General features: G+C 61.6%; 15 protein-coding genes and 1 tRNA gene. 8 read left to right on the forward strand and 8 right to left on the reverse strand.

Going from position 1 to position 13,890, the window contains the following annotated elements:
* Nucleotides 1-180: 180 nt before the first annotated feature.
* The 7 genes from ACZYOF_RS37335 to ACZYOF_RS37365 all read right to left on the reverse strand — a co-directional run bounded on the left by ACZYOF_RS37335 (nucleotide 181) and on the right by ACZYOF_RS37365 (nucleotide 7,938).
* On the reverse strand, nucleotides 181-987 hold the full coding sequence (locus ACZYOF_RS37335) for an MBL fold metallo-hydrolase (protein ID WP_463718893.1): 807 nt from the start codon (nucleotides 985-987) through the stop codon (nucleotides 181-183).
* Nucleotides 984-1,775 (reverse strand): TatD family hydrolase, encoded by a 792-nt coding sequence (locus ACZYOF_RS37340; protein WP_394565438.1) that lies wholly within the window; start codon nucleotides 1,773-1,775, stop codon nucleotides 984-986. Before ACZYOF_RS37340 ends, ACZYOF_RS37335 begins: the two co-directional genes overlap by 4 nt.
* A gap of 14 nt (nucleotides 1,776-1,789) precedes the next feature.
* Nucleotides 1,790-3,760: a methionine--tRNA ligase gene (metG, locus tag ACZYOF_RS37345; RefSeq protein WP_463718894.1), complete on the reverse strand. Its 1,971-nt coding sequence runs from the start codon at nucleotides 3,758-3,760 to the stop codon at nucleotides 1,790-1,792.
* A 58-nt stretch (nucleotides 3,761-3,818) separates the two neighbouring features.
* Complete coding sequence (locus ACZYOF_RS37350; RefSeq protein WP_282526516.1) at nucleotides 3,819-4,859, reverse strand: DNA polymerase III subunit delta'; 1,041 nt, start codon at nucleotides 4,857-4,859, stop codon at nucleotides 3,819-3,821.
* Nucleotides 4,856-5,542, reverse strand: a complete 687-nt coding sequence (gene tmk, locus ACZYOF_RS37355; RefSeq protein ID WP_130580280.1) for a dTMP kinase — start codon at nucleotides 5,540-5,542, stop codon at nucleotides 4,856-4,858. Before tmk ends, ACZYOF_RS37350 begins: the two co-directional genes overlap by 4 nt.
* A 1-nt stretch (nucleotide 5,543) precedes the next feature.
* On the reverse strand, nucleotides 5,544-6,803 hold the full coding sequence (locus tag ACZYOF_RS37360) for a D-alanyl-D-alanine carboxypeptidase family protein (RefSeq protein WP_463718895.1): 1,260 nt from the start codon (nucleotides 6,801-6,803) through the stop codon (nucleotides 5,544-5,546).
* A 241-nt stretch (nucleotides 6,804-7,044) separates the two neighbouring features.
* Entirely contained in the window at nucleotides 7,045-7,938 is an 894-nt protein-coding gene (locus ACZYOF_RS37365; RefSeq protein ID WP_463718896.1) for a septal ring lytic transglycosylase RlpA family protein, read from the reverse strand.
* Between the two features lie 937 nt (nucleotides 7,939-8,875).
* Between ACZYOF_RS37365 and ACZYOF_RS37370 the strand changes: the two genes are divergently transcribed.
* Nucleotides 8,876-9,613, forward strand: a complete 738-nt coding sequence (locus tag ACZYOF_RS37370; RefSeq protein ID WP_463718897.1) for a hypothetical protein — start codon at nucleotides 8,876-8,878, stop codon at nucleotides 9,611-9,613.
* A 242-nt stretch (nucleotides 9,614-9,855) separates the two neighbouring features.
* On the opposite strand, the gene ACZYOF_RS37375 is transcribed toward ACZYOF_RS37370, so the two are convergent.
* Complete coding sequence (locus ACZYOF_RS37375; RefSeq protein ID WP_463718898.1) at nucleotides 9,856-10,119, reverse strand: WD40 repeat domain-containing protein; 264 nt, start codon at nucleotides 10,117-10,119, stop codon at nucleotides 9,856-9,858.
* A gap of 177 nt (nucleotides 10,120-10,296) precedes the next feature.
* Between ACZYOF_RS37375 and ACZYOF_RS37380 the strand changes: the two genes are divergently transcribed.
* The 7 genes from ACZYOF_RS37380 (at nucleotide 10,297) to ACZYOF_RS37410 (ending at nucleotide 13,726) form a co-directional block, all read left to right on the forward strand.
* Nucleotides 10,297-10,470 (forward strand): hypothetical protein, encoded by a 174-nt coding sequence (locus tag ACZYOF_RS37380; RefSeq protein WP_282526601.1) that lies wholly within the window; start codon nucleotides 10,297-10,299, stop codon nucleotides 10,468-10,470.
* A 140-nt stretch (nucleotides 10,471-10,610) separates the two neighbouring features.
* On the forward strand, nucleotides 10,611-11,729 hold the full coding sequence (locus ACZYOF_RS37385; RefSeq protein WP_463718899.1) for a hypothetical protein: 1,119 nt from the start codon (nucleotides 10,611-10,613) through the stop codon (nucleotides 11,727-11,729).
* Nucleotides 11,730-12,088: 359 nt separating this feature from the next.
* Nucleotides 12,089-12,262: a hypothetical protein gene (locus ACZYOF_RS37390; protein ID WP_165421234.1), complete on the forward strand. Its 174-nt coding sequence runs from the start codon at nucleotides 12,089-12,091 to the stop codon at nucleotides 12,260-12,262.
* 67 nt (nucleotides 12,263-12,329) lie between these two features.
* A tRNA-Ser gene (locus ACZYOF_RS37395) sits at nucleotides 12,330-12,419 on the forward strand.
* Between the two features lie 165 nt (nucleotides 12,420-12,584).
* Nucleotides 12,585-12,896: a forkhead box protein gene (locus ACZYOF_RS37400; RefSeq protein WP_463718900.1), complete on the forward strand. Its 312-nt coding sequence runs from the start codon at nucleotides 12,585-12,587 to the stop codon at nucleotides 12,894-12,896.
* Nucleotides 12,850-13,326: a hypothetical protein gene (locus tag ACZYOF_RS37405; RefSeq protein ID WP_463718901.1), complete on the forward strand. Its 477-nt coding sequence runs from the start codon at nucleotides 12,850-12,852 to the stop codon at nucleotides 13,324-13,326. Before ACZYOF_RS37400 ends, ACZYOF_RS37405 begins: the two co-directional genes overlap by 47 nt.
* A 139-nt stretch (nucleotides 13,327-13,465) precedes the next feature.
* Nucleotides 13,466-13,726, forward strand: coding sequence for a hypothetical protein (locus tag ACZYOF_RS37410; protein ID WP_463718902.1), 261 nt, complete (start codon nucleotides 13,466-13,468; stop codon nucleotides 13,724-13,726).
* The last annotated feature ends 164 nt before the right edge of the window (nucleotides 13,727-13,890 follow it).

Raw genomic sequence — 13,890 nt, forward strand, 5'->3', positions numbered from 1 at the left:
CCCCACCCCCCCACACCCCCCCCCCCCCACCCTCTCCCCCCCCCCCCCCCTCTCCTTTTTTGTTGGTTTTTGGGGTTTTTTCCTGTGGGGGCCGGGGGTTTGTGTTGGGGGGGAAACCCCCCCGCCGCCCCACCCCCCCCCCACCGATTGTGGGGGGGGCCCCCTTCGGCTCCCCCCACCCTACGGCAGCTTGTCCAACACCAGCCGCATCCCGTCGTACCCCGGCACCACGCCGGCGGGCAGCTTTTGCCGCAACGCCTCATAGTCGAGGTCGGCGTGCATGTTGGTGATGACGGCACGCTTCGGCTTGAAGCGGTCGATCCATGACAGCGCGTCGGCCACGCTGAAATGGCTGGAATGCGTCACATAGCGCAATCCGTCGACGATCCAGAGATCGAGGTTCTCCAGCGCCGGCCAGCTTTCCTTGGGAATGTCGTGGAGATCTGGTGTGTAAGCGGCGCCGCCAACGCGAAAACCGAGCGCGGGGATCCTGCCGTGCTGGACCAGGAAGGCGGAAAGCTTGACCGGACCGCCCTTCCCCTCGGTTGTATGGCTCTCGCCCGCCTCGATGCCGTGACGCGTCAGGATCGGCGGATAGTCGCTGCCCTCGGGCGAGATGAAGCAATAGGAGAACCGCGCCATGATGTCCTTGGCGGTCGACTGATTGAAGTAGACCGGAATGCGGCGGCGCTGATGCATCACCACCGAGCGCAGGTCGTCGATGCCATGGGTCTGGTCGGCGTGCTCATGAGTGAGAAAGACCGCGTCGATGTGATCGACATTGGCGTCGATCAGTTGCTCGCGCAGGTCGGGCGAAGTGTCGACCACGATCCGCGTCGTGCCATGCGCGCCGTTGCGCTCGACCAGCAGCGAGCAGCGGCGGCGGCGGTTCTTCGGATTGTTCGGATCGCAGGCGCCCCAGCCGAGCGCCGGGCGCGGCACGCCGGCGGAGGAGCCGCAGCCCAAAATCGTCAACGTGATCGTCATGCCGCCTCTTTCGGAGCCGGCACTTTCGAGAACAGCCGGAAGAAGTTTTCGGTGGTCTGCCGCGAGATGTCTTCCAGCGAAACGCCGCGCGTTTCGGCGAGGACCTTGGCGACCTCGACCACGTAGGAAGGCTCGTTGCGTTTGCCGCGGAATTTGCCGGGCGCGAGATACGGCGAGTCGGTCTCGACCATGATGCGATCATCAGGCAGTTCGGCCGCGAGCGCTCGCAAGGCCTCTGATTTCTTGAAGGTCAGGATTCCCGTGAAGGAGATCGACAGACCAAGCGAGATCGCTTTCATCGCGAGCTCACGCCCGCCGGTGTAGCAATGCAGCACCGCCTTGAACGGTCCCTTCGCCACCTCGTCTTCCAGGATGCGGCCGCAATCCTCGTCCGCCTCGCGGGTATGGATCACGAGCGGCAGGCCGGTCGAGCGCGCAGCCGCAATATGTGCGCGAAAGCCGCGCTCCTGCGCCTCGCGCGAACCGTGCTGGTAGAAGTAGTCGAGCCCGGCTTCGCCGAGCGCCACGACCTTCGGATGCCTGGTCAGCTCAATCAGTTCGGCCGGCGGAATGCCGTCTTCCTGGTCGGCCTCATGCGGATGCGTACCGACCGAGCAGTAGACGTTCGGAAAGCGTTCGGCGATCGCAAGCAGCGCATCGAGCCGCCGAACCCGGGTCGAGATCGTGACCATGCGCCCCACGCCCGCGCTCTCGGCCCGCGCGACGATGGCGTCGAGATCCTCGGCAAAATCCGGAAAATCCAGGTGGCAATGGCTGTCGACCAGCATGTTCTTCCAACCGCTCAATCGGCCTTTGGTTCGACGTAGCGCGGGAACACGCCGACCGGCGGCGGCAATTGGACGCCCGGTCTAAGCCGCTCGCCGAAGGCAGCGAATTGGCGAGACCTCTGATCATCCCCAGCGACGCCCAGACTGTCGAGCAGCTTGGCCGAGGCTTCCGGCATCACCGGCTGCGTCAGGATCGCGATCTGGCGCACGACTTCCGCGGTCACATACAACACCGTCTTCTGCCTGGCAGGATCGGTCTTGGCCAGCGCCCACGGCGCTTCGCCCGCAAAATAGCGGTTGGCTTCGGCCACCACGGCCCACACCGCGTTCAGCCATTGATGGATCTGCTGGGTCGCCATCGCGTTTCGCGACGCCTCCAGCATGTTATCTGCCTGCGCCAGGATCGCCTTGTCGTTATCGGAGAACTCGCCGGGCTCCGGCAGCACGCCGCCGAGCTGCTTGGCGATCATCGACAGCGAACGCTGCGCCAAATTGCCGAGATCGTTGGCGAGGTCGGCATTGATGCGCGCGACGATGGCCTCGTGGCTGTAGTTGCCGTCCTGTCCGAACGGTACCTCGCGCAGGAAGAAGTAGCGAAGCTGGTCGACGCCGTATTGGTCGGCGAAGTCGAAGGGATCGACGACATTGCCGACCGACTTCGACATCTTCTCTCCCCTGCTGAACAGGAAGCCGTGGGCATAGACGCGCTTCTGGACGGGGACGCCGGCCGACATCAGGAAAGCGGGCCAATACACCGCGTGGAAGCGGATGATGTCCTTGCCGATGATGTGCACGTCCGCCGGCCAGTAGCGCCAGTTCGGATCGGCCTCGTCGGGAAAGCCGACACCGGTGATGTAGTTGGTGAGCGCGTCGACCCAGACGTACATCACGTGCTCGGGATCGTTGGGCACCTTGACACCCCAGTCGAAGGTGGTGCGCGAGATCGAAAGATCCCTCAGCCCGCTCCTGACGAAGCTCATGACTTCATTGCGGCGCGAGTCAGGCCCGATGAAATCGGGCTGGCTTTCGTAGAGATGAAGCAGCCTGTCCTGGTACGCCGACAGCTTGAAGAAGTAGCTCTTCTCCTCGACCCACTCGACCGGCGTGCCCTGTGGGCCGCGGCGGACATTGTCCTCGCCGACGACGGTCTCGTCCTCGGCGTAATAGGCCTCGTCGCGCACCGAATACCAGCCGGCATAGGTGTCGATATAGATATCGCCATTTTGCTGCATGCGATTCCAGATCGACTGCACCGAGCGGTGATGTGCCGGTTCGGAGGTGCGGATGAAGCGGTCGAACGAGACGTTCAGCCGCTCGTCCATCTCCTTGAAGCGGGCGGCGTTGCGGGTGGCGAGCTCGGCCGGGGTCAGTCCCTCGCTTTGCGCGGTCTGGATCATCTTCTGGCCGTGCTCGTCGGTGCCGGTCAGGAAGAACACGTCCTTTCCGTCGAGCCGCTGGAAGCGCGCCAGCGCATCCGTCGCGATCGCCTCGTAGGCATGGCCGATATGCGGCTGACCGTTCGGATAGGCGATCGCAGTCGTGATGTAGAACAGGTTGCCCCGAGCGGTCGGTGCAGGCGCGAGGTTAGCGGCGGGAGCGGCTTGCGCCGGCTTCGGCTTTGGCTTCGGCACCTTCTTCACCACCGGCGCGGGCGCGGGTGTGCTGGCCTGCTGCGGAGGAGAAATCGGCTTTTCCGGCGCAGCCTTCTTCGCGGTCTTTGCGGATTTTTTCGCGGGCTTCTTGGTCTTGGCAGCCGCTTTCTTGGTCGTTGCTTTCTTGGCAATTGCCTTCTTGCCCGCGGCTTTCTTGACAGCCGTTTTCTGCGTGGCAGCTTTCTTCTTGGCAGCCTTCTTCACGGCCTTCTTGGTCGTCTTTTTCGCCTTCTTCGCAGGGGCCTTCTTCTTCGCGCGCGTCTTCACCGCGGCCTCGGCGGCGCGGCGTGCTGCCTTCTTCGTCTTTTTCTTCTTCGAAGCTTTCCGGGCCACAACGAATTCCTCAAGGTGCAGTTCAAGCGAAAATGATCGGGATTGGTGAAACGGCGGATTACCGCACGGCTTCCGCGAGCATCGAAAACACCGAGAATACCAGCGGTTTGCGTTCCAGATTGTATGCTTCGGTATCGCGCGCGGCGAGGACGATCTTTTCCCATACCTCCGCCAGCCGTGCAAGGCGCGGCAGATTGGCGTTGGGATCGCCCGTGCGCAGCTTGTCGCTGATCCAGCGTTCGACGCCCTCGATAAAAGCCGCGAGCGCCACGCGATCGCTGAGGCCGAGCGCATCACCGAGCGCATGCAGTTCACGCGGATCGACCTGCGGCAATGTCGCAAGCAGGGCTGCGGTCTTCTGCTGCAGCTTCAGCGCGTCGCCGCCAAGCAGGTTCAGCGCCCGCGCCACGCTGCCCTCCGCCGCCGCGGCGGCCTCGAGCAGCGCCGGATCGTCGGGTGCCATTTCGGTGGCCGCGGAAGCGGCGCGGATCACGTCGTCGGTATCAAGCGGCCTGAGCAGCAATTTGCGGCAGCGGGACAGGATCGTCGGCAGCACCCGCGACGGCGCGTGGGTGACCAGCAGGAACAGCGATTGCTGCGGCGGCTCCTCGAGAATCTTCAGGAGCGCATTGGCGGCATTCGGATTGAGCTCGTCGACCGTGTCGACGATGCAGACGCGCCAGCCCTCGACCGCCGCCGTCGAGCCGAAGAACGAGATGGTTTCGCGCGTCTCATCGACCGTGATCACCGTCCGCAGCACGCCGCGGTCGTTGAGCCCGCGCTCCAGCACCAACAGCCCGCCATGGGCGCCCGCCGCGACCTGCCTTGCCACCGGTTCGTGCGGATCGACCGCCAGCGTCTCCGCCTGCTGCACGGAAGGCGCGAGCGGATGGCGGTGCGCCAGCACGAAGCGCGCCATGCGATAGGCCAGCGTCGCCTTGCCGATGCCCGCCGCGCCGCCGATCAGCCAGGCGTGCGGAATGCGGCCCGAGCGATAGGCCGCGAGCAGCGCTGTCTCCGCCTCGCGATGCCCGAAGAAATCGGGCGTCTCGCGCGGATGCCGAACCGCGAGTTCCTGCTCGACCTTGCGCGCGCTCATGCGTGGCTCGCCGCCGGAAATGCCGTGAGGAGATGCTCGCGCAGCACATTCCAGATGCGCTCGGCGACCGCATCGGCGTCGGCATCGGCATCGATCAGCACGCAGCGCTGAGGATCTTCGACCGCAAGCTGCTTGTAGGCCTCGCGCAAATCCTGATGGAACTGGACGTCCTCGGACTCGAAGCGATCGGGTGCCGCATTGCCGCGGCGCGCCGCCGCCCGCTTCAGGCCGACTTCCACGGGCACGTCGAGGATGAAGGTGAGGTCCGGCTTGAGGTCGCCGATGGTGACGCGCTGCATGGCGCTGACGAGGCCGGGCGGCACCTGCCCTAGCCGGCCCTGATAGACCCGCGTCGAATCGAAGAAGCGGTCGCAGAGCACCCAGATGCCCTGGTTCAGCGCCGGCAGGATCACGGTGCGGACATGGTCGTCGCGTGCGGCCGCGAACAGCAGCGTCTCGGCGTCGGGCCCGAGCAGCTTGCCCATGCCCGACAGCAGCAGATGGCGGATGATCTCGGCGCCCGGCGAGCCGCCTGGCTCGCGGGTGACGATAGTGCGCAGCTTGGCCCCGTTCAGCCGTTCGGCGAGCCGCTTAATCTGGGTGGATTTTCCGGACCCCTCGCCGCCTTCGAACGTGATGAAGCGCCCGCGCAAGGATGATCGCTTGACCTTAGCCTTTGCCATGTCAGAGCTTCTCGACGCCCGCGCGGAACATGCCGATGACCAGCTCCTGGGCGCCGTCGAGCGCCCGGCGCACAGTCGATCCCGTGCCGATCGCGTCCGCCGCGTAGACCGGCGTTTCCACGGCAAGATTGCCGCTCCGCCAGACCCTGACGACGCCGATCTGTTGCCCGGCCTGGATCGGCGCCCGCACCGGGCCGTTATAGACCACGCGCGCAAGCAGCTTCTCATTGCCGTTCTTCGACACCATCACCTTGATCGGTTCGGGGCTCGTCAGCTTCACCGAGCGGCTTTCCCCGCCGAACACCCGGGCGTAACCGATGGTCTGGTTGGCGGCGATCAGCGTGCGGGTCTCGAAGCTGCGGAAGCCCCATTCCAGCATCTTCTTGGCCTCGCTCGCACGGTCATCGGCGTCCTCCAGCCCGTTGACCACCACGATCAGCCGCGTGTCGTTCTGCACGGCCGAGCCGACCATGCCGTAGCCGCCCTCCTTGGTGTAGCCGGTCTTGAGGCCATCGGCGCCGTTCAGCGAGTTCAGCAGCGGATTGCGGTTGAGCTGGCGGATCTTGTTCCAGGTGAATTCCTTCTCGCCGAACAGTTTGTACATGTCGGGATAGGTCAGGATGATGTAGCGCGCGAGCTTCGCCAGCTCGCGGACGGTCATCTTGTTGCCGGGGTCGGGCAGGCCGTTGGAATTGGCGAAGGTCGATTTGATCAGCCCCAGCTCCCGGGCGCGCTTGGTCATGACGTTGGCCGCGAACTCGCCCTCGCTGCCGGCGATGCCTTCGGCAAGCGCGATGCAGGAATCGTTGCCACTCTGGATGATCGCCCCGTGCAGGAGGTCGTCGACCGACACCTTGCTATGGATGGCGGCGAACATCGTCGAGCTGCCGGAGGGCGCCCCGCCCCGTCGCCAGGCGTACTCGCTGATCCGGTATTCGTCGGTCAGCTTGATGTCGCCCTTCTTGAGGGCGTTGAAGACGACTTCCGCCGTCATCAGCTTCATCATGCTCGAGGGGGCGCGGAGCTCGTCGGCGTTCTTCTCGAACAGCACGCTGCCTGAGGACGCCTCGATCAGGATCGCGGTCGGCGCGTCGCCGTCAAAGCCGCCCTCCTCCTTCTTGGCGCCCTGCACGCTGTTGTTGGCGGCATAGACCGCGGTGCCAAAGCCGATCGCAAGCGCGACCGCAGCCGCCGTCAGCGCGCGCCAAGGTGAACACCAGGGCCGGCGCGCCGGGAAAGCGGATCGAGAAGCAGCGATCATCGGCGATGTCCTGAAACGGGGGCCTTCTACCAGTTGGAAGTACCGCAAACAACTGAGGTTTTGGCCGCAAGGCCGAAGCCGGCGCGCCTCTTCCGCAGTGAAAATGATCCTATCGCGCAAGCCGCGCCGGTTCCTTGAAGCAAATCCGGCAAAGACGGCGGAAACGCGTACGCCTGAAGGGCTCGAAGCTGCAGCCGGCGCTGATCAGCTTTCTTAAGATAAGCGCGTGAAGCCGTTGATTTTAGTACAGCCCGCGGCCGCTCAGCACTTCCGCCGGACCGCGCGGATCGATCGGGACATAGGCCGAGCTGGCATCGGTTTCATAGCGGCCATTGGCGTCATACGACACCTGCCGCAGATTCCCGGTGCCCCGCCCGCGCCCACGGCTGGAGGCGGACATCTCCGAGGTCGCATTGGTCGAGGCGTAATCGGCCGACGTATTGCCCAGCGAATAGGGCCGTCCCTCCGGCAGCGGAACTTCGCCGCGGATGTGGCCGGCCGAGGACGACATGTCAGGCACGAACGGCCTGGCCGAGGCGATCCGGACCGCGGACGGCGATGGCGCTGGCGCGCCCGTCCGCAGTGTCGCCATCAACTGGCGGTCGTCGGAGCCCTCCAGCGGCGCCCGCCCGACATATTCGACGCGGACGCGGGCGATGCCATTGCCTTTGAACTCAAGCAGTTCGGCGGCTTTGTTCGAAACGTCGATGAGGCGGTTGCCGTGATACGGGCCGCGGTCGTTGACGCGCACGATCAGCGACTTGCCGTTCCGCAAATTCGTCACCCGCGCATAGCAGGGCATGGGCAGTGTCGGGTGTGCGGCGGTCAGCGAGGCCATGTCGAACACTTCGCCATTGGCGGTCAGCCGGCCGTGGAAATCATTGCCATACCAGGAGGCGAGCCCCTCGGCGCGGTAGTTGGCGTCTTCCTCGGGCACATACATGCGCCCGGCCACCGTGTAGGGCTTGCCGATCCGGTAGGTGCCGCCACCCTTCGGTACTGGTTCGCCGAAGGCGACCACGCGCGGGCTTGCGGAAACGCCGTATTTCGGATCGACGCGGCTCGCGAACTTGTTCGAGGAGGCGCAGTTGGCGAGCACAAGACAGGTCGCGACCGCAGCCGCACTCCGCGCCATCGCTCGAATCGGATATTGCCGCTTCCCCATCGACCCCAACTACCACGCTACCGGACGCGTACCCACTTGCGAGGCCCTTCGCGTCACTGATCCCCAAGATGCGGCCCACCTTCCGCATCAAAACGTGAGGATATCGCAACCGGAACGCGGCGGAAATGGGGAGAGCCGTACCATGGTAAATTCTCAGTTGCGCCCTCCCCGGCATTCTACGGGCGAAAGCTGTCCCGCTTTCACACATCTGTTGCAGCAAATCATCACTTCACGGCAGATCGCAGCGTTGCCCGCAGGATTCTTTTGACTGTGCAAGGCCGCAGTCGTTCTCTCCCTCGTGCGCAGGGGGCGCAAAGGAAGTTCTGAAATGATCGAGACGGTTACGGCGGTGATGGGCCTGGTGAGCGCGGGGATCTTTCTGGCCCATGCCTATGAGGGTTTTCGCACCCGGGCGTAAAGCCCAACGCGAAATGGAAAGACGCATCACCTCTTTCCCGAAAGGTAAGTTCGTAAAGCTTTAATAGATTCGGACGAGCATCGGAGTGTAGCAGGTGCATCATGCGCAAACACGACTTGGTCTCCGACGGATTCCTGACCCTCACAGCAGCAAGCTTCGTGCTGCTGTGCTCAAGCCTGCTGGCCTTCGCGCTGAGCTAGGCTAAGGCCACGCCTCCCCGGGGCATTCCGGGCTGATCGTGCTGCGCTCTCGTTTCGAGGAGCGCGGCCTTGGGATTGCAGTTTTCGCACAGTTTTTTTGATCTCGCCTTCCCTGCGCGGTGCTAATGGCAGTCGCCAGACCGTCCTTGATCTTTGGCTCCCGGCCAGAGACGAGCTGCCAAGCCCCTTAGCGGGGCTTCCACGCATTCCTCCACGCCATAAAGACCTTCGCTCTCTTGATCTCGCGCGCCGATTGGGCTTTGGGTATGGCAGGTTTGGGGGAATTCCAATGCGTAAGTTGTCGATTGTGGCGCTGTGCGCCACGCTGGCGGGTTGTGTCTCGGCTGGCGAAACGGTTTCGTTCAAGACGTCGAACCCGCAGCAGCAGGCCTTGATGCGCGATGGTCAGCCCGCGCTCGTGTCGCGGCAGAAGAATTCGCTGGTGCTGGTCCGTCCGGCGGCACGGCAGCTTCAGGCCAACGGGCGACCTGTATTCGTGGTCGGCATCAACAATCTCGGGCGCCAGCCGGTCGACTTCCGCGTGGCCCAGGTCGACGCCGTTCAGCATGTTGGCGGACAGGATTTCGGCATGCAGGTCGTCACCTACGAGATGCTGGTCCAGGAGGAGAAGAACCGCCAAGTAGCGGCCGCTATCTTCACCGGTCTTGCTGCCGCCGGTAATTCGTATAGCGCCTCACAGGCTGGCTATGGTCACTATACGACGCGTTCCGGTCGCACCGGCACTTTCTACAGTCCGACCGCTGCAGCGATCGCCCAGGGCAACGCTGCGGCACAGAACGAGGCGATGATCGAAGCCACGATCGAAACTGGCCAGCGCAATATGGCTGCGCTGGAACAAGCCGTCATCAAGGACAATACTCTGATGTCCGGTGAATGGTACGGCGGCCAGCTGCACTTGGCGCCACCGACCGATCAGGGCGGCACAGCGAAGACCTACACCATCGTCATCACCGTTGGCACCGAGCGCCATGTGATCGATATCTCGCAAGGGCCAGCGGGCGTCTGATCCCTTTTGAGCCTGAAACATCTGTCGAATTTTGATCCCAGCATCTCCTCGGATGCCATCCCATCGCAGCCCGTACCACGCAGTTGGGTAGTAAATGCGGTAGTACGGAGCTTGGCGAACTTGAGATGGATCACGGCGTCGCGCCATCGTAGGGCCACTTACGCATAGCCGCGCACCAGCTCGTTGGCGCTGGTTCGAGAAAGAAGTGTTGGCGCTGTTGCGGGGTGAGGCAGCGCGGCACCTCAGCCCTTGACGCGATCAACCAAAGTCTGAACTTCTGGTAATGCCTCCCACAGCCGCGCGGTTTTGTCGTCGGAACTGGTTAGGATGCGGCCGTCGTCGGGCGCGAATACCGCGCTCGTGATCCAGTCGGTATGGCCCTTGAGGATGGCGCGCGACTTGCCGTCGCGATCCCACAGCCGCGCGGTGTTATCACTCGATGCGGTCAGGATGCGGCCGCCGTCGGGCGCGAACACCGCGCTTGTAAGCACTTCGGTGTGGCCCACAAGGATGGCGAGCGGCTTGCACCCGTCGCCGACGGTCGACTAGGCCATCAACGGCGGCTACGCTTGGCTCGAGATCAGGTGCTCGCGCTGCAAGACGCCCCGTAGCGTCGACCCCGCCCTGCCCCACGCGGCGACCACGGCCATCCACGACCTTGCCAGCCGGCTGCGCTGCGTGAAATGCGCGAAGGCAGGAAAGCGACCGCCGGCGGAGTTCCGTTCAACAGCTTCGCTGAATACGCGCCAGAGCCAAACCCTGAGGGCCGCGAGATCTCCGAGGTGCTGCGGGAGTTCATTGAGAGCCATTCCGGCCGGCCGAACGGCGTCCAACTGGCGCTGCCGCTGCGCATGTGATCCGGCGAGGCTTAGAACTGGTCCTGCACGCGACGGAACGCGGGATGATCCCGGTTTTTCGACCTGTGTTCAGTTGTAAAGTATACTGTACGCAACCCTCAGATAAATGATATATTACTGCAATAAATCGGGAGGAATAAATGGACAAAGATCATATTGACGAGCTGATCGAATTGGGCAGCAAGACTAAAAGTATAGAGAGAGTACAAGACATCGCCGCTAAGGCGATGGAGAAGGCAGGTTTGGGATACACAATGCACAACGCTTGTGCCGCAACACTAAGCGCTTTTCTCGATGAATCCGGTATTGACGTTCCAATGACATTGGGTGCGGGCAAACTCGCGATGCGACTGGGCGGCAATGACAGAGGCAGCCGTCATTGGAAACGCATTCGAGTTGGAGAGCAACGGGCAGGTGATGTCGGCGTCACATTCGACAATACATCACCAGCCGGCGCAGATCACGTTTACCTAGTGGTCGAGCGTGTTGACTCTGACAAAATGGTTATCGCAGACAACCAAGCTCCTAAGCCCCACACACGTTATGCTAGCGGCCGCGGCAGAACAGCCACAGAATATTTCCTAAGAGCGCCTGACGAAGATCAAAGGGACGAGAGACTTACGATCGTCGGTATCGGCGATGAGGACTTCTATCCATGGGATGACGAAGACACAAACCAACTTCGAGAACCTTTTGAAGACGATGGTACACCGTCACGTAAAAAGACTGTTTCAAAAAAGAAGGACGAAATCGGCGAAAAGAGGGCTCCTAATTACCGCAGCCTGGTTCCGGACGGATTTTTCTCGTCGAATCCATTTGATCGGACCAAGCCAGTGCCGATCCGGTGTAATAACCCAGGGGCGATTAATGGAGCAACCTGGGAAGAGCGCTCTCCTGGATACGTGGACACGGTTGAAACGACCCCAGGTAACAAGACGACGATTTTTGAGGCGCCTGAGTATGGCGTTGCTGTCTGGTGGGAATTGCTACGGCGATATGCTGCAAGTGGCGTCACGACAGTCGGCGGGATCATAAATCGCTATGGAGGGGGCCAAGATTACTCAAACTATATAAGATTTGTGGAGCGGAAAACCGGTTTTGAAGAGGGACACAAGATTCCGCTCGATGACGATGCGACGCTCTTAGCCTTCGGAAAGGCGATGTTCCAATATGAGGCGGGGCGACCAACACCATTAAATGATGATCAGATTGTTTATGGATTACGGCTTGCCCGTACCGACGACGGCGCCATCTCATAGGTTGTGCGGCAGGCAGAGCAACTGGACCGGGTGCTGAAGGCAGAGCAGAAGAGGAAGGCAATACGCAAGAAGTTGCAGTGGCGGTGATTAGAGCGGTATAGCGACCTTGTAAAGCATCATCACTATACCGGCGATCATCGTCCACCATTGCTGCTCATCGCGGCTTCGTCTTTGACGAAGGCGACGGCCCGATCGCCAGTTTATCGCAGCAATCGAAGAGGCGGCGAAACCCGCCGCCTAGCTAACCGGCCGGCGAGCTCCTCGCCGGCCTTTTTCCTTTCCGCATCACCATTGAATAGGAGCGCCGACAGTGCGCCAATTCCAAACGCTCGTTCGAACTCAGCTAGGCCGCCAGCCACATGCTGGCCGCCAGGGTTCACCCGAAAGTCGTCCAAGAGCGGCTTGGACACTCGTCGATCGCGATCACCATGGACATCTACAGCCACCTGATGCCGAATATGCAAAGCGAGGCCGCATCAGCGGTTGACGGGGCGTTGCGAGCCGCCATAAACAATCGCGACGACAAAGGGTAGTAAATCGGTAGTACGTCCACGGTACGTTCTGCGCGCAATGCGAGAAAGTCTATAGATTTCAACGCTTGGAAGGGTGGCCGAGTGGTTTAAGGCACCGGTCTTGAAAACCGGCGTGCCCGCAAGGGTACCGTGGGTTCGAATCCCACCCCTTCCGCCATCTCCTCTGCGTATAGCGTTGAATTATATCGCATTTTTCCGCCTAAGTGATCTGCTGCCCTATCAACAGCCCTAGCAAGTCAATGATCACCACTCCAACGCCGACGGTATCCCAGCTCAAGCTACATCCTGACGCGGCATTGGCGTTCCTGACAGGGAGCTGGAAGTGATCCTCGTCGACGACTCCACCATGGTTGAGAGTGCCCACCGCGACGAAATCGGCGAGCTGAACTTTGGACTCGAGCAGCTCGCTAAGCGCCGGTTGGCCGTCATCGACATTATTGAAGAACCATACCGGCGATCAAAAATCGCGTGGAAGGTTGCGATGCTTTCAAACGCGGTGACGCACCGGTTTATCTCCCTGGCTGAAGGCGCCGGCCTTGTCGTGGAACGATTCGATTTTCTTGAGCGCCGTCCTCAACGGCCGGGCAATGGTCGAGACCGCGGCGTTCTTCTGGGAATTTTCCAAAGCGTTTGAGAAGCATGCTGCCGCGTCGGAATTTGCGGCCGTCGACGGGTTAGTTACGAAGGCTCTCTTCGGCACTAGGGACGAGCAGTTGCTGGAAGACAATCCAGAACTGAAAGCCCGGCAAATTCTAAATTCTATCGATGCGATCGACAAACATCTTCTGCCGGGTTACCGAAGTCATTACGACGGCCTATCGGAATTTTGTCATCCAAATTCCTTCGGACATCGCGGCATGTTTTCGACCATCGACCACAAGAGCGGTATCGCCACCTTTCAGTCAAAGGGAGGGGATGGCTTCATTCATGCGATGAAGTGCGCGCTTGGGACAAGTGCTGTTCTAAAACTGTCGCTGGATTCCGTTGAGGGTCGACTCTTAGCTTTTGCGCATGCTCATCATGCAGCATCGCCGTCACCGTTCGTTGATGGGGAGCGCGACTGACTATGCATCCGGCGAGCGCCCCGAGAAAGAAAGTGCCAAAAAATAGATGACTTGGCGACAACTCACACTCGCTCACTACGCCGCAGTCGTGTCGACTATTGCTATTCTCCTTTCGGGTGGCAGCCTGATCTATACGAAGATGTCCTACGACCTCAACGCCGCAAAAGAAGAACGCGAGCTGAGAGATAAGGAGCCCGCAATCGACATCCAAATACGACCGCTCGGCGCATCGGCAGCCTCATTGGTGATTTCGATAATCAATCGTGCCGACTTCAATATCGCTCCACTAAGCCTTGAGGTCGAAAACTCGCTCGAGGCTGGAACGTTGTATCTCTCCAGCGCCCAGCAGAGCTTGGACAAGCTCCGTACATCGCTAAGCCTGCAAACTTGGGAACGATAGCGCCGAAGGGCACCGGCATGGTCAAGGCAATCTTGGCAGGGGGATGTCCCGGGTTCTGTTGAATTACTGAAGAGGTCGGCGTTGCCCACCTTGAGCCGGTAGGCTCGGGGTGCTGATTCCACAAAGGAGAGCAACGCCATGACGAGAGATATCACACCGGCTGG

It is taken from the genome of Bradyrhizobium sp. LeoA1Lang (assembly GCF_055413685.1).

Bases quoted from the DNA above. Each gene is read 5' to 3' on its own strand.
- tmk (WP_130580280.1), bottom strand. From the start codon at position 5,542: ATGGCAAAGGCTAAGGTCAAGCGATCATCCTTGCGCGGGCGCTTCATC.
- ACZYOF_RS37350 (WP_282526516.1), bottom strand. From the start codon at position 4,859: ATGAGCGCGCGCAAGGTCGAGCAGGAACTCGCGGTTCGGCATCCGCGC.
- ACZYOF_RS37410 (WP_463718902.1), top strand. From the start codon at position 13,466: ATGTCCTACGACCTCAACGCCGCAAAAGAAGAACGCGAGCTGAGAGAT.
- ACZYOF_RS37360 (WP_463718895.1), bottom strand. From the start codon at position 6,803: ATGATCGCTGCTTCTCGATCCGCTTTCCCGGCGCGCCGGCCCTGGTGT.
- ACZYOF_RS37405 (WP_463718901.1), top strand. From the start codon at position 12,850: ATGGTCGAGACCGCGGCGTTCTTCTGGGAATTTTCCAAAGCGTTTGAG.
- ACZYOF_RS37335 (WP_463718893.1), bottom strand. From the start codon at position 987: ATGACGATCACGTTGACGATTTTGGGCTGCGGCTCCTCCGCCGGCGTG.
- ACZYOF_RS37365 (WP_463718896.1), bottom strand. From the start codon at position 7,938: ATGGCGCGGAGTGCGGCTGCGGTCGCGACCTGTCTTGTGCTCGCCAAC.
- ACZYOF_RS37390 (WP_165421234.1), top strand. From the start codon at position 12,089: ATGCTGGCCGCCAGGGTTCACCCGAAAGTCGTCCAAGAGCGGCTTGGA.
- ACZYOF_RS37370 (WP_463718897.1), top strand. From the start codon at position 8,876: ATGCGTAAGTTGTCGATTGTGGCGCTGTGCGCCACGCTGGCGGGTTGT.
- ACZYOF_RS37385 (WP_463718899.1), top strand. From the start codon at position 10,611: ATGGACAAAGATCATATTGACGAGCTGATCGAATTGGGCAGCAAGACT.
- ACZYOF_RS37340 (WP_394565438.1), bottom strand. From the start codon at position 1,775: ATGCTGGTCGACAGCCATTGCCACCTGGATTTTCCGGATTTTGCCGAG.
- ACZYOF_RS37380 (WP_282526601.1), top strand. From the start codon at position 10,297: ATGCGCGAAGGCAGGAAAGCGACCGCCGGCGGAGTTCCGTTCAACAGC.